Source organism: Lutibacter oricola, assembly GCF_900106565.1.
Lineage (GTDB): Bacteria > Bacteroidota > Bacteroidia > Flavobacteriales > Flavobacteriaceae > Lutibacter > Lutibacter oricola.
In genome coordinates this window covers 109,162-126,808 of record NZ_FNNJ01000006.1, presented here as the reverse complement: position 1 = coordinate 126,808, position 17,647 = coordinate 109,162, and the positions used below count along the sequence as shown (strand labels likewise).

15 protein-coding genes are annotated in these 17,647 nt (G+C 28.7%); 6 read left to right on the top strand and 9 right to left on the bottom strand.

All coding sequences use genetic code 11. From position 1 onward, the window contains the following. Positions 1–4: 4 nt before the first annotated feature. From BLU40_RS11860 to BLU40_RS11830, 7 genes are all read right to left on the bottom strand, one after another. Positions 5–616: a LysE family translocator gene (locus BLU40_RS11860; protein WP_090123733.1), complete on the bottom strand. Its 612-nt coding sequence runs from the start codon at positions 614–616 to the stop codon at positions 5–7. 125 nt (positions 617–741) lie between these two features. Further along, on the bottom strand, positions 742–2,208 hold the full coding sequence (locus BLU40_RS11855) for a lipopolysaccharide biosynthesis protein (RefSeq protein ID WP_090123731.1): 1,467 nt from the start codon (positions 2,206–2,208) through the stop codon (positions 742–744). After that, the gene (wecB, locus tag BLU40_RS11850) at positions 2,208–3,296 is read right to left on the bottom strand and encodes a non-hydrolyzing UDP-N-acetylglucosamine 2-epimerase (RefSeq protein ID WP_245729942.1); all 1,089 of its coding nucleotides are present in this window, start codon (positions 3,294–3,296) and stop codon (positions 2,208–2,210) included. The genes BLU40_RS11855 and wecB overlap by 1 nt, the downstream gene beginning before the upstream one ends. Next, positions 3,293–4,570: a glycosyltransferase gene (locus BLU40_RS11845; protein ID WP_090123729.1), complete on the bottom strand. Its 1,278-nt coding sequence runs from the start codon at positions 4,568–4,570 to the stop codon at positions 3,293–3,295. The genes wecB and BLU40_RS11845 overlap by 4 nt, the downstream gene beginning before the upstream one ends. Further along, positions 4,567–5,745: a glycosyltransferase family 4 protein gene (locus BLU40_RS11840; RefSeq protein WP_245729941.1), complete on the bottom strand. Its 1,179-nt coding sequence runs from the start codon at positions 5,743–5,745 to the stop codon at positions 4,567–4,569. Before BLU40_RS11840 ends, BLU40_RS11845 begins: the two co-directional genes overlap by 4 nt. A gap of 250 nt (positions 5,746–5,995) precedes the next feature. Then, complete coding sequence (locus BLU40_RS11835) at positions 5,996–8,425, bottom strand: YfhO family protein (RefSeq protein WP_090123724.1); 2,430 nt, start codon at positions 8,423–8,425, stop codon at positions 5,996–5,998. A gap of 5 nt (positions 8,426–8,430) precedes the next feature. After that, positions 8,431–8,691, bottom strand: a complete 261-nt coding sequence (locus tag BLU40_RS11830) for a DUF4834 family protein (protein ID WP_090123722.1) — start codon at positions 8,689–8,691, stop codon at positions 8,431–8,433. Positions 8,692–8,791: 100 nt separating this feature from the next. On the opposite strand from BLU40_RS11830, the gene BLU40_RS11825 reads away from it, so the two are divergent. Genes BLU40_RS11825 through BLU40_RS11800 form a run of 6 tightly spaced genes read left to right on the top strand, consistent with a single transcriptional unit; the run spans position 8,792 to position 14,232 of the window. Continuing rightward, on the top strand, positions 8,792–9,742 hold the full coding sequence (locus tag BLU40_RS11825) for a transporter (protein WP_090123719.1): 951 nt from the start codon (positions 8,792–8,794) through the stop codon (positions 9,740–9,742). A 19-nt stretch (positions 9,743–9,761) separates the two neighbouring features. After that, entirely contained in the window at positions 9,762–10,880 is a 1,119-nt protein-coding gene (locus tag BLU40_RS11820) for a GTP cyclohydrolase (RefSeq protein WP_090123717.1), read from the top strand. Continuing rightward, positions 10,881–11,588, top strand: a complete 708-nt coding sequence (locus BLU40_RS11815; RefSeq protein WP_090123715.1) for a 16S rRNA (uracil(1498)-N(3))-methyltransferase — start codon at positions 10,881–10,883, stop codon at positions 11,586–11,588. A 6-nt stretch (positions 11,589–11,594) separates the two neighbouring features. After that, complete coding sequence (locus BLU40_RS11810) at positions 11,595–12,260, top strand: DUF4159 domain-containing protein (RefSeq protein ID WP_090123713.1); 666 nt, start codon at positions 11,595–11,597, stop codon at positions 12,258–12,260. Between the two features lies 1 nt (position 12,261). Continuing rightward, a complete protein-coding gene (locus BLU40_RS11805) occupies positions 12,262–13,158 on the top strand; it encodes a bile acid:sodium symporter family protein (RefSeq protein WP_090123711.1) in 897 nt (298 codons plus the stop codon). A gap of 3 nt (positions 13,159–13,161) precedes the next feature. Continuing rightward, on the top strand, positions 13,162–14,232 hold the full coding sequence (locus BLU40_RS11800; protein ID WP_090123709.1) for a 1-acyl-sn-glycerol-3-phosphate acyltransferase: 1,071 nt from the start codon (positions 13,162–13,164) through the stop codon (positions 14,230–14,232). Here BLU40_RS11800 and BLU40_RS11795 read toward each other — a convergent pair. Both BLU40_RS11795 and BLU40_RS11790 read right to left on the bottom strand, forming a co-directional pair. Continuing rightward, positions 14,207–17,125, bottom strand: coding sequence for a serine hydrolase domain-containing protein (locus BLU40_RS11795; RefSeq protein ID WP_090123706.1), 2,919 nt, complete (start codon positions 17,123–17,125; stop codon positions 14,207–14,209). The genes BLU40_RS11800 and BLU40_RS11795 overlap by 26 nt on opposite strands. 31 nt (positions 17,126–17,156) lie before the next feature. Continuing rightward, entirely contained in the window at positions 17,157–17,645 is a 489-nt protein-coding gene (locus tag BLU40_RS11790; protein WP_090123703.1) for an ABC transporter ATPase, read from the bottom strand. Positions 17,646–17,647 lie beyond the last annotated feature (2 nt).

Here is a 17,647-nt window from a genome sequence, read left to right as displayed (position 1 = left end):
TAAATTAAAATAGGGTTTTATAAAAAGTTACCAAACCTAGAATAAAAAATAAACTACCTAAAATATAATTTATGTTTTGGGTAATAAAAGATATTCTTTTTTCAATATAACTAGCAAAAGCTATATAGGTATAAAACAATAAAAACGAACCTAATGAAGCGCCAAACACAAAAAATACGATATATGGCTGCGCTATAATTATTTTATCTTCTGAAGCTAATAAAACACTTACACCTAGGTAAAATGGAATTGCTAATAAATTAATTGAAGACATAAATACGCCTCTTAGATAATAATTACCTTTAGTTGTATTTTTTGAATTTACTTTTTTTCTAGCTTGTAAAAAAAACACTGCCGATAATATAAAAAACACAACAATACCTGCTATTTTCAAATTCTTAATAACAGCTGGATTATTGACAAAAAATTCAGCAAAAAACAATGCAATACCCGCCTGAATAAAAACAACAGTTGAAGCTCCTGCTACAAATTTAACGCTTTCATATTTACCTGTATTTAATCTAATTTTTAAAGCCGTCATGTTTAACATACCTGGCGCAATTAAACCTATGTACGCCATTATAACTCCATAAAAAACGTGCTGTAAATATTCCATAATTAAAATTTAAACGAAAGTAATTGATTTTCCTCAAATTTTAAGACGCTATATTGTAACATACATTACAGTTTTATATTCTTTATAAAAAACAATTATTAAAATAACAAAGTCTAATTATGGTTTTAACTTTTTTTGTTTTTAATAAAATTAAAAAATAATTCGTTTAAGTCTTTAGATATATTTAAACTCTTCACTAAAAAAAGATATATAACACTTATTAGTATACTTTTAATAATAATTGTAAAAAACGGATTTAAATTAATATTCAAAAAATAAAAACTAAAAAATACAACAGTTAAAATTAATAATAATTTAACCGTTTCTGGCTTAAAAGGAGATATTTTAAATTTATAATTTATATATACTATTTTTATAAAACCATACACAACAACAACAATTAAAGTTGCCAAAGCTGCCCCGTTAATACCCACCGCTTTTATTAACCAATGGTTTAACAAAATTACAGTTAAAGCCATTGCTAATGACAGGTAAAAAAATATTTTATAATATTTAGAATTTACTAAAATAGAATTTGCTGTACCCATAGCTAACTCCATTAATTTAGCAACCGATATAATTAAAACAATCCAAATTCCTTTTGTAAACTGCGGCTTGTTAATTATTTCATATAAGTCTGAAATATTTAAATTTATTAGCAAAAAGAACAATCCACCTATTACTAATAGATTTATAGAAGTTTGCTTGTATAGTTTTTCAACTTCAACAATATTGTTCTCATTCATATCTTTTGCCGTAATAGGACTAGTAATTTGCTGCATTGCTCTAGTTGGTATAGCTACTACACTTGCAATATATATCCCTACCGAATAATAAGCAACTTCAGCTATTTTTTCTACCTGCGGAATCATAAATTTATCGATCTCTAATAATACACTTGCAGCAGACCCAGCAATAATAATGTATAACGAAAAAGATACCAACTCCTTAACATTACTTGGTAACTTAAATGAAATTGTAGGCATATAAATATAAAACGCATAAAGTTTCATAATTATAACTCTTAGTGCATAAACTATAACAACGCCATAAATAAATTGCTCGCTATTAATCCAATTAAAATAAACCGCAAACAATAATATTGATGTGCATAAACGTGCAAAAACTTCTTTTATAAAACCGCCAAACACAGATTTAAATCTCACTTTTGTCCAAGCGTAAAACACTTCAAAATACCCCATAAAAATGGCTACAAAAAATATAAGCCACGTATAATTTTTTATTAAAATGTTTTTTGTTGAAATTAAATTAGCTATAGTTTCATAAAAAAACATACCTAAAAAAGCAGCAGGAATAATAATTAACAATGGCAATAACACTGAAGACATTAAAAAAGTATCTTGCTCTTGTTTAGACGTATACGACGAAAAGTATTTAACCACCGTATGGTGCATTCCAAAAACCAATAACGGTAATAATATATTTGCTGTTGAAAGTAAAAAAGTAATTAAACCAAAATAATCTTCGTGTAAAAAATGAGTGTATAAAAACATTACATTAACTCCTCCAATAGCAAAACCTAAAAAAAGAATTACGGTATTTAAAAAAGATTGTTTTAAAACAATACCCATTAAATTATATTTTTAATTTCTTTATAAATATTTTCTCCAACTGTATTACCGTACAATTCCATATCAAAACTAATTGTACTTGCCTGAAACTCTTTAAAAGCAGCAATAATTTTATTCTCGTTACTACCAACAATTTTCGCAAATTTATTTGTAACAAGCTCTACCCATTCCGTTTCTTCACGCGCAATAATACAGTGTTTTTTATTAAAAAATGCTTCTTTTTGTAAACCTCCACTATCCGTTACAACCAGATTACAATTTTTAAGTAACTCTAACATATCAAAATACCCAACAGGATCTATAAAAGTAAGGTTATAAAATAAATTGTTTTTTTCTAAAATAGCTTTTGTTCTAGGGTGCAATGGTAAAACTACTTGCTTGCTTTTATTTATTTCTTGAAGTGCTTCAAAAATAGATTTTAATTTAGCTATATCATCTGTATTTTCTTGCCTATGAATAGTTGCCAATACAAATTTATTTTTTTGAAGTTTTAGTTTAGAAATTATTGAAGATTTCTCTGCTGAAGTTTTACTATAAAACTCAACCGCATCTTTCATAATATCGCCACTTTTTACAATTTTAATAGGCATATTAATAAAACCTTCGTTTTGCAAATTATCTATTGCAGTATCCGTTGGGCAAACTAACAAATCAGATATTCTATCAGTTAAAATACGATTTATTTCCTCTGGCATTTTCATATTAAATGATCGTAAACCGGCTTCAATATGCACAACTTTTATATGCATTTTCTTGGCGGCCAAAGCTCCTGCTAACGTTGAGTTAGTATCTCCGTAAACAACTACAACATCTGGTTTTTCATTTTGCAGCACCTTTTCTATTTCAGTTAACATTTGCCCTGTCATTGCACCGTGACTTAAACCATTAATTGCCAAATTATATTTTGGCGAAGGAATATTCATTTCTTCAAAAAAAACAGCACTCATATTAGCATCGTAGTGCTGACCTGTGTGCACAATAACTTCTTCAATTTCTTTATATTTAGAAATCACTCTACTTAAAACAGCAGCTTTTACAAATTGAGGTCTTGCACCTAAAATGGTAACTATTTTTTTTATGTGTTTCATTCAGTAATATTATAAATAATTTCAGCTACTTTTTTTGTCAATTCTTTTCTGTGATATTGGTCTATATTTGTTGAATTAACTATTAAACTCTCATTTTTATAAGCTTTATACAACTCTAATATAGTATTTTTTAATGCAATACTATCATTAAAACCAACAACTGTACCTGCATTTGTACTATTTAATATTTCAGCTAAATCACCATTTTTAGGTGCAATTGCCAAAATTGGACGTTTAGCCATCAAATACTCAAATATTTTACCAGTTATAATTCCTTTTGCACTTGGAACATTATTAACCAACAGTAATAAAACTTGAGATTTTTTTTGAAATTCAACTACCTCAGTATGCGAAACATAATTTATTAACTGAACATTCTTCTCAAGTTTATTATTTGAAATATTTTCAATAATAGTTCCATCAACCTTCCCAATTAATTTCAACTCAAAATCTTTAGCAAATGCTTTATTTTCTTTAACAATTTGAGCCAATACACTCCAAAGCATTTTTGGATTTCTATCGGCATTCATTAAACCAATATGCGTTAGCGTAAACTTTTCATCTAGCTTTATTCCTTTTGAATTAAGTTCGCCATCAAACCCATTTGTAATAGTTACTACATTTTTGCTAAACCTATCGTAACTAGCTTTCATAGTATCACCAACAACCAAAACTTTATCCGCATTTTTTAACACTTCCTGTTCTAATTTATGGTGTTTTTCTATTGCTTTTTTTGAAAGTGGTAATTGATGAAAATAATCAATCTCAGTCCAAGGGTCTCTAAAATCTGCAATCCACTTTACATTGAGCAGCTGTTTTAATTTTAAGCCAATTAAATGTACACTATGTGGCGGACCAGTTGTAATTACAACATCAATACTGTTTTTAGAAATATATTGTTGAAGGTATTTAACCGATGGTTTTACCCAAAATTTACGGGCATCAGGTATAAAATAATTTGCTCTAACATATTGCAATACTTTACCAAAAAATGTAGGATTCGGATTTAAAAACCCCGCACTTTCAGTTTTCTTTTTTCCGAAGAAAGACAATAAATTGTTTGGCTCCCAAATTGGTTGCTTTAAAAGCTCAACACCTTTCGGTATATCGTTTTGTAACGAATTATCTTCAATAGGGTAATTTGCATTAGCTACAGTATAAACAATTGGTTCAACATTAAAATTTCTAAAATATTTTACAAATTTTAACCAACGTTGTACTCCAGAGCCTCCTGCTGGTGGCCAATAATATGTTATTATAAGTGCTTTCTTCATAAATCTAACTGCTTATATAATTCAATTAATTTTTCTGAAGTTTTTTCCCAATAAAACTCTTCTTCAACAAACTTTTTACCATTTTTACCTAGCTTATTGCATAACTCTTCATTAGAAAATAGTTGTGTTATTTTTTTAGCAAAATCTTCAGAATCTTGTTCAATATGAACCAAACCTGCAATTACTTTTTCAATTAAATTTTTTTGAGCAGTTGCATTACTTACCAAAACAGGTTTAGAAAATCCCATATATTGAAATAACTTATTTGCATAAGCAACATCATGCTGTACATTTCTAATTAATGGTGAAATACAAACGGTACTTGCTTTTATATACGATGGAAATAAGGCTACGTTTTGCCAACCTTCAAAATCTACAAAATTATTTATTTCTAATTCTTTAACTCTGCTTTTTAAAACAATATCTTGTGAGTTTTTACCTACAATTACTAATTTAATATTCGGTATTTTATCTTTTAACAAAGCTATGGCATCAATTGCTGTTAATAAGCCTCTACGCAAACCAGTATCTCCAACATATAATATTACTTTGTTGTTTTTATACTTTTCTACCAACTTATTATTAATAATTGCTTTTTCAAAAAAAGATTTATGTATGGTATTTGGCACTAACACCATTTTATTTTTTTCAACCCCAGTTCTCTCGATAACTTCATTCACAAACTCTTGAGATACTGTTATAACTTTATCTGCTTTTTGAATAAATTGTTCTTCTTTTTGCTTCCATTTTTTAGGTGAAATCAATTGCTTGCCCGGAAATTTTTGAAGATGAGGATAAAACTTAATAATTTCAGGCATATTATCGTGCATATCTAAAACAACTGGCAGCTTTGTTTTTTTATTTGCTCCAAAAGTTGCTTCAGCTATTTGAATATCGTGTATATGCACAACATCAATTTTATGGCTATTTAAAAAGTGAGCTATTTTTTTTTGTAAAATCCAATTATAAAACGGGAAAGTATAAACTAAAGCAGATAACTTATATATTAATTTATTTGATTTATAACGAATTACATTAATACCCTTATAATTTTCAATTTCTTTTTGATTGCCATATGACAAACAAAATAAAAAAACTTCAAAACCATTTTTAATTAATGAAATTGCTTCATTTTCCACCCTTGGATCTGGCGGAAAAGTTTTATCCAAAATCATTCCTATTCTCATCTTAACTGTTGAAATATTTTAACGGATAAAGATATGAAATGTAAACAACGAAAATGTATATAAACAACAAAAAGATGTACTAACTAGCACACCTTTTTTTCTTTTCCAAGATATTTCCCTCAAAATGTCTCTTGCAATAGCCACAAATTTACGAACATTTTGTATACCAAAATCGTTAAAACTATAAACAGACACTATTTCTATATAAATGATACTGTTTACTTAATCAGTGTTTTTTTTAACTGATCTTTTTTGCCTTTTTTTCAACAAAGTACCAACCTGCAGGTATAAAAATTAAAAATAAATACGACAATAGCGTAATTGTATTTCCAGTTTTTATAATGGTAGGCTCAAACTTAAACTCGATAGTATGACTACCTTTAGATACTTCTAACCCTCGCAATACATAATTTACACGGTAGTGAGGTTTTAAAACTCCATCTACATAAGCATTCCAACCATCTTTATAATAAATTTCAGAAAAAACAGCAAAGCCATTTTCTTTTGAAGTTGATTTGTAAACCAGTTCATTTGTTTTATAACTAGTTAATTTTATAACACTTGTAGAATCTACTTTATAACTTGTAGTTAATTCATTTTGCAATTTACTTCTATCTATAACAGCTTCGTTTTTTGTTTTTAAACTATCTAAAGCTACCATTTCTTCATTTGCACTATTAACAAGCTTTAATTTTTTTACAAACCAAGCATTTCCATTTGCATTTGTATTTTGTTGCGCTAATTCCTTTTGTTGTTCGTTAGTAAACTTAAAATATTTTGTATTCAACATATTAAGTACCTCAACATTATTTTTAGCTATTTGATAATCATACAACTCTTGATATCTACCCATTTTTGCTGCGTGATATCCTCCTATAGATTTATGAAAATAAGATGTACTTCCATCATTCATAGGATCTAAAGAAAAATTAGCCACACGGTAAATACTCTTGTCTTGTAAAATTTGTTTATCTACTTCTGAAGCAACAAAAGGCTTATCAATTTTACGAGCACTTAAAAAATCATTATTATTTACATAACGTCTATCAACCGAAATTAAGTCGATTAATACTACTGAGATTAAACAAACAATAGCTATATTTTTTGACAATTTTTCTTTTAAAAACAACCACAATACAGCGGCAGATATTACAACAAAAATTAGTGTTCTTAAGCTATCTTTAAAAAATACAGCTTCTCTATCTAACAATATTGCTTGTAAAAAACCAGGTAACATTTGATCATAATTATCATCTCTTAACCCTTCAAAAGCAAATAAACTACTTCCAAAAAGTGTAAATATTAAAGCAAAACCACCTGTTACTAGAAGTGAAATTTTAAGTGCTTTTAATTTTTCTTCGGAAGGAATTTTAGATGAAAACCATTCTTTTAAAGCTAAAACACCTAATAAGGGCACTACTAATTCTGCAATAACCTGTATAGACGAAACAGCTCTAAACTTATTATATAAAGGCACATAATCGATAAAAAAGTTGGTAACAAAACTTAAATTTTTACCCCAACTTAATATAATTGAAACTATAAAAGTAGCTAACAACCAATTTCTATATTTTCCTTTTAATAAAAACACACCTAAAACAAAGAAAAACATTAGCGCAGCTCCAATATATGCTGGCGCTTCAACTATAGGTTGTTTTCCCCAATACAAAGGGGCGTGCTCTGCAAATTGTTTTGCTTGTCTGGCATCTACATTTTTCTTTAAAAATTTATAAATATTAGAATCTAGGCCAACATTTTCTGAGTTACCACCACCCATAAATCGAGGAATAAACAAATTAAATGTTTCTAATTTTCCATAACTATACTGTGTAATATACTCCTTAGACAATCCGTTTGAGGCCTTTTTAGTTGAACCATCTACATTTATAGTTAATTCACTTTTTCCTCTAGTACTATATTTTGCATATTCTTTAGTTGCTAACAAGCCCGTTGCATTAGTACCTACCGCTAATACTACGGCTACTACCAAAATGGCTATTTGCTTAAAAAACGCAGGTAATTCCTTCTTTTTAATAGCTTCAATAAAAAAGGTAATTCCTAAAACTATGGTTGCTATTAATAAATAATAGGTCATTTGCGGATGACTTGCTGTAATTTCCAAAGCCATTGCAATTGCAGTCAATACAAAACCCCACAAGTACTTTCCTCTAAAAACCAGCAATATACCAGCCAAAACTAAAGGCATATATGCTATAGCGTGCGCTTTAGCATTATGTCCAACTCCTAAAATAATTATAAAATAGGTAGAGAAACCAAAAGCTACTGCTCCCAAAAACGCCAACCGTACATCTACTTTAAGTACTAATAGTAAAACAAAAAAACTTAACAAATACAAGAATAAATAATCTGCTGGTCTTGGTAAAAAACGTAAGATTTTATCTAGTTTTTTTATATAATCGTGCGAGTATTTTGCACTTAAATTATAGGTTGGCATTCCACCAAAAGCACCATTTGTCCAATATGGTTCAGCCTCATCATTTTCAGCTCTAAAGTCGTTTACTTCTTTGGCCATACCAATAAAGTGTTTTATATCGTTCTGAAATATTTTCTTACCCTCTAATACAGGCGAAAAATAACCTACAGATATAATTACAAATGCAAGCACAGCTACAATAATTGGAGCAAACTTCTTTAAAGACTCTTTCATAAAAATTAATCGTTTATTTCTTCGTAATCTACGTAATCTCCAACACTTTTATTACTTTCTTTAGTTGAAGGCGCTTTTTTTGCTATCACTGTTTCACCTACATTACCTGTAGTTTCATTTTCATTATGCATATTCTGTTGCTCTCTAAACTTTTTTTCAGCTTTAGAAATTACTTTTTTTAAGAATATAGGAGCAATATATCTACTAAAAAACTTAAAAGCGTAATAAATTATAACAAGAATAGCTATCGTTCTTAACAATCCCATTGTCTAATAATTTTAATAATTTTCAAAAATAACAATTTGCGATTAACTAAAACGTTTAATTATTTAAAATCTTATATTTGACAATCTATTATATTATACTATGAGAAGAGTTTTATTATTGGTATTGCTACTTAGTTGCTACCAAATTACATTTGCGCAATACACCGAAATTATCAACTCAAAAAGACCTGGTTTTTCAGAAAGTCCGTACAGTGTTGGTACAGATGTATATCAATTTGAAACAGGTTTATTTTACAGAGATAGCGATAACCCTTCACTTTTAGCTAGACCTAAAAGTATAGGTGGTGAGCTATTTTTTAGATATGGAAAGTTTTTTGAAAACTTAGAATTAAACGCCAAAATTGCCTATCAGAATGATGAAGTAAAAAACCCTTTTGGAAACAATTATAATATTTATGGTATAAGCGAATTAACTATTGGTGCTAAATACTTAATATATCAACAAAAATATACGGATAAATCTAAAGAAATTAGAAGCTGGAAACGTAAAATGGCTTACGATAAAAAACGTTTAATTCCAAGTGTTGGTGTTTATGCTGGCGTTAACACTAATTTTTTAGGTAAAGATTTTGACGATCCTGATGGTATAAGTTTTAAAGGTGCTATTTTACTTCAAAATGATTTAACAGATAGACTTGTTGTAATTACCAACTTAATTGCAGATAATATTACTTCAAAAAATAATTATTACAAATATATTATTACGGCTACTTATGCTATGAGTAGTAAATGGTCTATTTTTGTAGAAAACCAAACCCGTTATCAAAAAGAACATAAACCAAAAATTAATAATGGCTTAGGTTTGGCTTATTTATACAACAAAAATTTACAATTAGACGCTTCAGTTAGAACAAACTTTTTTGCAGATTATTCTTTTACATATTCTGCCATTGGAGCTTCTTGGAGATTAGATAGGCATTCTGACGAAGTAATTAGAAAGAGTTCCGTAAAAAACCCTCTTTATTCAAAAAAGAGAAAACGTAAAAAAAGAGGATCATTCTTTAAAAGAATGTTTAAAAAGAAACACTAGTAGAGAATACATTTAGTTTATGATTACAATTAAAGAAATGATTTCAAAAAAGGAAATGAAAGCTTTTGTTAAGTTTCCTTTTAAATTATATAAAAACAATAATTATTGGGTACCTCCTATTATAAACGATGAATTAGAATCGTTTAACAAAGATAAAAACCCAGTTTTTAAACACGCTACTGCACGCTTTTTTGTAGCTGTTAAAAACAACGAAATTGTTGGCCGTGTTGCCGCTATTATTAATGATACCGAAATTAATGAACAGCAACTAAAAAAAATGCGTTTTGGTTGGTTCGATTTTATTGATGATTTTGAAGTTTCTAAATTGCTTTTAGAAAAAGTAAAAGAAATTGGACTTGCTAATAAGTTAGAATTTATGGAAGGTCCTGTTGGATTTTCTAACCTAGATAAAGTTGGTGTACTAACTGATGGTTTTGAACATATTGGCACTATGATTACTTGGTACAATCATCCATATTATAAAAACCATTTTGAGCATTTAGGTTTTACTGTAGAAAAGGAATATTTAGAAAATAAATTTCCTTTTAAAAATGTAGATCCAGTACCTTTAAAACGTATTAGCACAATTTTAAAAAAACGTTACCAACTAAGGTCATTAAACTTTACCAAAACTAAAAACATTATGCCTTATGTAGACAAAATGTTTGAGTTGTTTAATATTACGTATGCCGAATTACCATCGTTTGTGCCAATTTCTCAAATTGAAATAGCATATTTTAAAAAGAAATACATTTCATTTATCAATCCAGAATACATAAAATTTGTGGTTGATAAAGATGACAATATGGTAGCTTTTGCCATTACAATGCCTTCATTTTCTAGAGCTTTGCAAAAAGCAAAAGGAAAACTTTTACCATTTGGTCTTTTTCATTTATTAAAAGCTAAAAAGGAAAGTAAAGATGTAATTTTCTATTTAATCGGTGTTCACCCTAAATATCAAGGTAAAGGAATACACGCACTTATATTTTTAGAATACCAAATATCTTTTGAAAAAAGAGGAATTGTAAATTGTATAAGAACTCCAGAACTTGCAACAAATACTAAAATTGCTGCTGTTTGGAAAAACTTTGAACCTGTAAACCACAAAAAACGTTGTACGTATAGAAAAGATATATAAATGCAATTATTTTACAATTCTGAAATACAAAAAGATACTAAAGAATTTACCTTCGACAAAACAGAAAGCCGACATATTGTACGTGTTTTAAGAAAAACTGAAGGTGATAAAATTTTTATAACTAATGGTTTAGGAAATTTATTTACTTCGGAAGTATTAATAGCTAACGATAAAAAATGTTTGGTTAAAATTATTAATATTGATTCCAAAACAAAACCTTGGAATTATTATTTACACATTGCCATTGCACCTACTAAATTAAACGATAGATACGAGTGGTTTTTAGAAAAAGCCACAGAAATTGGTATTGATGAAATTACACCAATTATTTGCGACCATTCCGAAAGAAAGGTTTTAAAACTTGAAAGAATGGAAAAAATAATACATTCAGCAGCAAAACAATCGTTGAAATTTCATTTTCCAAAATTAAACCAACCTATTAAGTATTCAGAATTCATAAATCAATCTTTTGAAGGTAATCTATTAATTGCTCATTGCGAAGAATCTGATAAAAAGCTATTAAAAAACGAATTGAAAGCTGCACAGAAAACTACCATTTTAATTGGACCTGAAGGAGACTTCTCTACCAAAGAAATTAAGCAAAGTTTGGAACATAAATTTATTCCTGTATCTTTGGGAGAAAGCCGATTGCGAACAGAAACAGCAGGAATTGTAGCTACACACAGTGTTTCTTTTGTAAACCAATAAAATTAAATGATAAAACTCCAAGCAATTAAAAATATAGTTATTACCCTATTTTTTATAGTTACAAATGTGGTTGTTATACAAGCTCAACAAGTAGGTATATTAAAATATAATGGCGGTGGAGATTGGTATGCAAACCCAACTGCAGTTCCTAATCTTATTGAATTTTGTAATGAAACTATACATACTTCAATTAAAAAAAATCCAGAAACGGTTGAAGTTGGAAGCTTAGATTTATTTAATTACCCTATTGTGTTTTTAACTGGGCACGGAAATATTCTTTTTTCTGAAGATGATATTGAAAACCTTAAAAACTATTTAACTGCTGGTGGTTTTTTACATATTTCAGACAATTATGGTTTAGATAAATTTATTAGACGAGAAATGAAACGTGTTTTTCCCAATGAAAACTTTCAAGAAATACCAATAAATCACCCTATATACAATCAACATTTTAAATTTAACAATGGCCTACCAAAAATTCACGAACACGATAAAAAACCTGCGCAAGGTTTTGGTTTATTCTATAAAGGTCGCTTAGTTTGTTATTACGATTATGAAAGTGATTTAAGCGATGGTTGGGAAGATGAAGAAGTACATAATAACAGCTATGAAACTAGAGAAAAAGCATTAAAAATGGGTAGTAACATTATTGAATACGCTTTTAAAAACTAGTATGACAGAAAACTTAGATAACCTAAAAATAAATTTTGGTGAAGATGGCCTTTGGATTGTTAATGTAATTCTTGCAATAATAATGTTTGGAGTTGCCTTAGGAATTACCATAGATGATTTTAAACGCCTGTTTAAAAATCCGAAAATATTAATTACTGGTATTACTGCACAATTTATTCTTTTACCGTTTGTAACCTTTATATTTATTAAAATAATAAACCCAATGCCTAGTATTGCTTTAGGTATGATGTTGGTTGCTGCTTGTCCAGGAGGTAACATTTCTAACTTTATGACGCAAATGGCTAAAGGTAATGCGGCCTTATCCGTTAGCTTAACAGCTTTTGCAACTATTGTATGTTTGGTTATGACACCTTTTAACCTTCAATTTTATGGAAATTTATATGAGCCAACTGCAGAAATTTTAAATAGAGTTGAATTAGACCCTTATAAATTAGTAAAACTAGTAACACTTATTTTAGGAGTTCCTTTAATTTTAGGAATGTGGCTTAGACAAAAGAGGCCTGCTTTAGCACAAAAAACTGCTAAAGTTCTAAAACCTTTTTCTCTAGGAATATTTATAATTTTTATAATTGTTGCTTTTTACAACAATCTTACAATTTTTATAAACTATATACATTACGTGTTAATTTTAGTTATAGCACATAATGTTCTCGCTATTTTAACTGGTTATTTTTCAGCTAAAATTGTAAAACTAGGTTATCGAGAACAAAAAACATTAGCCATAGAAACAGGAATTCAAAATGCTGGGTTAGGACTTTTATTGGTGTTTAGTTTTTTTGATGGATTGGGTGGAATGGCTTTATTAGTTGCCTTTTGGGCTATTTGGGATATATTTTCAGGACTAGCTTTAGCAAGTTTCTGGGCAAAAAAAAGTTAAGATATGATTAGACATATTTGGTATTACTTTATGAAGTATTATGTAAAAACAGCGTTGTTTTTTACAATGAAAAAAGTGAAAGTTTTTGGCAAAGAAAACATTCCCAAAAAAGGTGCAGTATTATTTATTGGCAATCATCAAAATGCTTTAATCGACGCACTTCTAATTCCTGCTTATAACAATAGAAAAACTCATTTTTTATCTCGTGCTGGTGCATTCAGAAACAAAACAGTTGCTAAAATATTAAGCTCTTTAAACATGTTACCTGCATATAGATTACGTGATGGATTGCGTAATATGACCAAAAACTTTGATGTTTTTAAAAAATGTGTAACTATTCTAAAAAACAATGGAGCTGTTGAAATTTTTGCTGAAGGAGAACACCACTTAGAAAGAAGAATAATTCCATTAAAAAAAGGGTTTGCTAGAATATTATTAGCTACACTTAAAGAACAACCTGAATTAAACATACAAATTATACCTGTTGGCCTAAATTACGATACTAGATTGGGTTACCCTGCCAGTTGTCATTTACACTACGGAAAACCAATTGAAACCAATAAATACTTTGATACTGAAAATCCAGACATGTCTTTTTCTGAAATTTTAAAAGTGGTTTCAAATTCAATGAAAGAATTAACACTTCACATTGAATGCGAAGATAATTACAAAGAAACAATACTACAATTAGAAAATGTTGGTGTAAATTATTTAGAGCCTAAAAAAGCAAATAAGTTACTTAAAAAGCTTAAAAAAAAGAAGCTTAAACCAAAAAAGAAAATAACTGAAATCAATTGGTTTGCACCTTTTCATTGGTTAGCAAAATTGAATAGTATTATTCCGTTATTAATATGGAAAAAATTAAAAGGTGGAATTAAAGAAGTTATTTTTACCAATACATTTAGATTTGCTTTAATAGCAACATTATTTCCTATCTTTTATTTAATTCAAACAGGAATTATCGGCTATTTTTTTAATGGTAAAATTGCCTTAATTTATTTAGCAATTACAATTTTGTTAGGGTTTATTTCAGCAAAAACAATGAAGCCTACTCGATTAGAGCATCTTGAATAAACTGTTGAATATCTGTACGAACATTATATTTTACCAATCCTGTATTATCCATAGTTGGAAAAACCCGATTAGATAAAAACACATACACAATTTCCGATTCTGGATCTGCCCAAGTATAAGTACCTGTAAAACCACTATGCCCAAAACTTTTATCAGACACGCAACCGCAAGTAGCCTTTTCTTTCTCTTTTAATTGAGGTTTATCAAACCCAACACCTTTTCGTACTTTATCAAAAGCATAATATCTATGGTTAAACTTATCTATTGTACTTGATTTAAAGTAGTTTTTACCACCATAATAGCCTTTTTGCAAGTACATTTGCATTATTTTAGCCACATCATTAGCATTGGTAAATAAACCAGCGTGACCACCTATTCCGCCTTGCATACCTGCACCCATATCGTGCACATAACCTTGCACTAATTGATTACGGTAATAATCATCTTTTTCTGTAGGTACAATACTACTTTTATAATACTTTTTTAAAGGCAAATAACTTGTTCTATCTGCACCTAAAGATTTATAGAAATGCTCTTGAGTTAGCACATTCATATCTTTCTTATAGTGATTTTCTATATAATCTTTAAATAAATAATACGATAAATCGCTATACTTATAACCTACTTTAGAACGTTGATCTGCAGTTATAATTCTATCTATAATAGAGTCTTTATAATCAGTTCTTAAATATAATTTATTAGCAACTTTTAAGCTGAAATCTTTAGACCATTTTTCTCTATAATATTTATCAGAAGGTTTTTTAGTAACACTATCTAAGGTTTTAAAATAAAAAGGAATCCAAGCTTTTAAACGGCCATAATGCGATAAAACCTCTTTTACAGTTAATGTATCTTTATTTGAATTCTTTACTTTTGGCATTAATTCTCCTAAAGTAGTTTCTAACGTTAGCTCTTTTTGTTCTTCGAGCTCCATAATTAATGGTAACGAAGCTAAAATTTTTGTCATAGAAGCTACATCATACAGTTTTGAGTTGTCTACTTTTTGCTTTTTTTCATCAGTAAAATATCCAAAACTTTTATTGTAAACTACCTTTCCTTTTCTTGCGATTAGCACTTGTAAACCAGGAGCCATTTTCTTTTTTACTACAACCTTTGCCAAGCTATCTACTCGCTTCAATTTTTCGCTACTTAAACCAACTTCTTCAGGAATAGCATACCCTAATCTTTTTAATGAAGTTGACATTAAACCGTGTCCTTCAGAAAATACATTTTTAATTGCTACGGGTAATTTGCCTTTTGTTTCTAGTGCTCCAAAAATCATTTGAGCAGAAATTTCTTGAGATAATTTACTGTTCTGGTAAGACATTAGTAAACCTTCTATATTTTGAAATGTTTTTAACTGCAATAAACTATACGGGCTAGCAAATGCATCTAAAATTACGGTGTTTGTTCTAGCAATTTCTTGCAACCAAACTAACTCTTCGTTTTTAAACTTATAGCTTTTCCAAGGATTTACATTAGATTTATGATAACCAACAATTACTAAATTATATTTCTTTAGTTTTTCAACAAGCTTATCTAAATTTTTATCTGAAACAACATCAACTCTAGTATAGTTTTTCAACATTTTAACAAAATGAGAACCAGAATCATCACCTAATTTTACATACGCAATTTTCTTTTTATCTAAATTTTGAATCGGAAATACTAACTCATCATTTTTAACTAATGTTATAGAGTTTTCAACCAATTTTCTATGCAATAATTCGTTTTCTACTTTGTTTAAATCGCTTTTTAAATTTGCTAATTCAATTGGTTTATAGTTATTTAAACCAGCCCAATATTTTGTTTGCAATATTTTTCTAACAGATTCATCCAAACGTTCTTCCGTTAACTCTCCAATTTCTATAGCTTCTTTAAACCTAGTAACAGTTTCAGGTATATTTAAAGGTACGTCTAACAAATCATTACCTGCTAAAATAGCCGCTAAATTAATTTCTTGTGAAGAAGCAAAATTAGCAGATGCTTTCATATTCATAGCATCTGTTATTATTAAGCCTTTAAAACCTAATTTTTCTTTTAGTAAACCGGTTACTATTTTTTTTGATAAAGATGAAGGCAAATCAGCTGAAGGTTCTAAACTAGGCACGCTTAAATGCGCAACCATAACACCTGCCAAACCTGCTTCAAAATTCTTTTTATATGGATATAATTCAATAGAATCTATTCGTTTTTCAGTAAAATCTACTACTGGCAATGTATGGTGCGAGTCCGTTGCAGTATCTCCGTGACCTGGAAAATGCTTTGCACTTGCCAACACATTTGTACTTTGTAAACCTTTTGTAAATGCAACCGATTTATCTGCCACATTTATATGGTTTTCACCAAAAGAACGGTTACCAATTATTGGATTATCTGGGTTTGTATTTACATCTACAACCGGTGCAAAATTCATATGAATACCTAAACGGTTACAATGCTCTCCTACACTTTTTCCAAATTGTTCAATTAATTTATCGTCTCTAATTGCTCCTAGTGTCATATTCCAAGGATAACGATATGTGTTTTTCAAACGCATATTTAAACCCCATTCGCCATCAATACCAATTAACATTGGAACTTTAGAAATTGATTGATAATAATTAGTTAATTCAGCTTGTTTTACTGGATTGTCTTGAAAAAAGATAAGTGCACCAATATGATATTTTTCTACCAAGTTTGTTATAAACTGTTTATGTGCAGCATCTTTATTAGAATAAGCAGCAACCATAAATAATTGACCAATTTTTTCTTCAACGGTCATATGTTTCATCAAGGTATCAACCCATTTTACTTGTGCTAAAGAATCTTTAGTTTGTAATGGATTAACACTTTGCGCATTAGATAATGCACAGTTTATTAGTATAACTATGAATAGTATTTTTTTTATCATTTAATTAAGTGTGCTTAACTTTGTAATGAAATTATTGTACCAAAAATCTCTTATGCCAACTTTTATCAGCTGTTACCTCCCAATTTTTATCAAAATCGGCTTTGGTGTTCACCAAATTATTAAATACAATTGTGTTTGAAGTTATTTTACCATCTTTTGCATATTTCTGAAAATCAGCAAGTTTAACAATATTAATAGCTTCTCCTACTTTAAATGAAATGTTTAGTTTATCAGTTAAATTGGTATTAAATTCTTTTTCTAATTGTTTAATTAAATTTACTGAAGCATCTATTGAACAGCCAGAAACATCATTAAATTTTTCGTCTACAGCTAAAACTATAAATTGATTGTAAACAACTCTATAAGATGCTTTTAAGTCATCTCCGTGTCGTGTCCAATTTTCTATAAAATCTTCTGTTTTCGAATTAATTATCTCAATCTCTTCATTTGAAAAACTTTTAGAAGATTGGTATATCCAAACTCTAGAAGTATCGTCTAGGCTATCAAAATTAACTAACATAT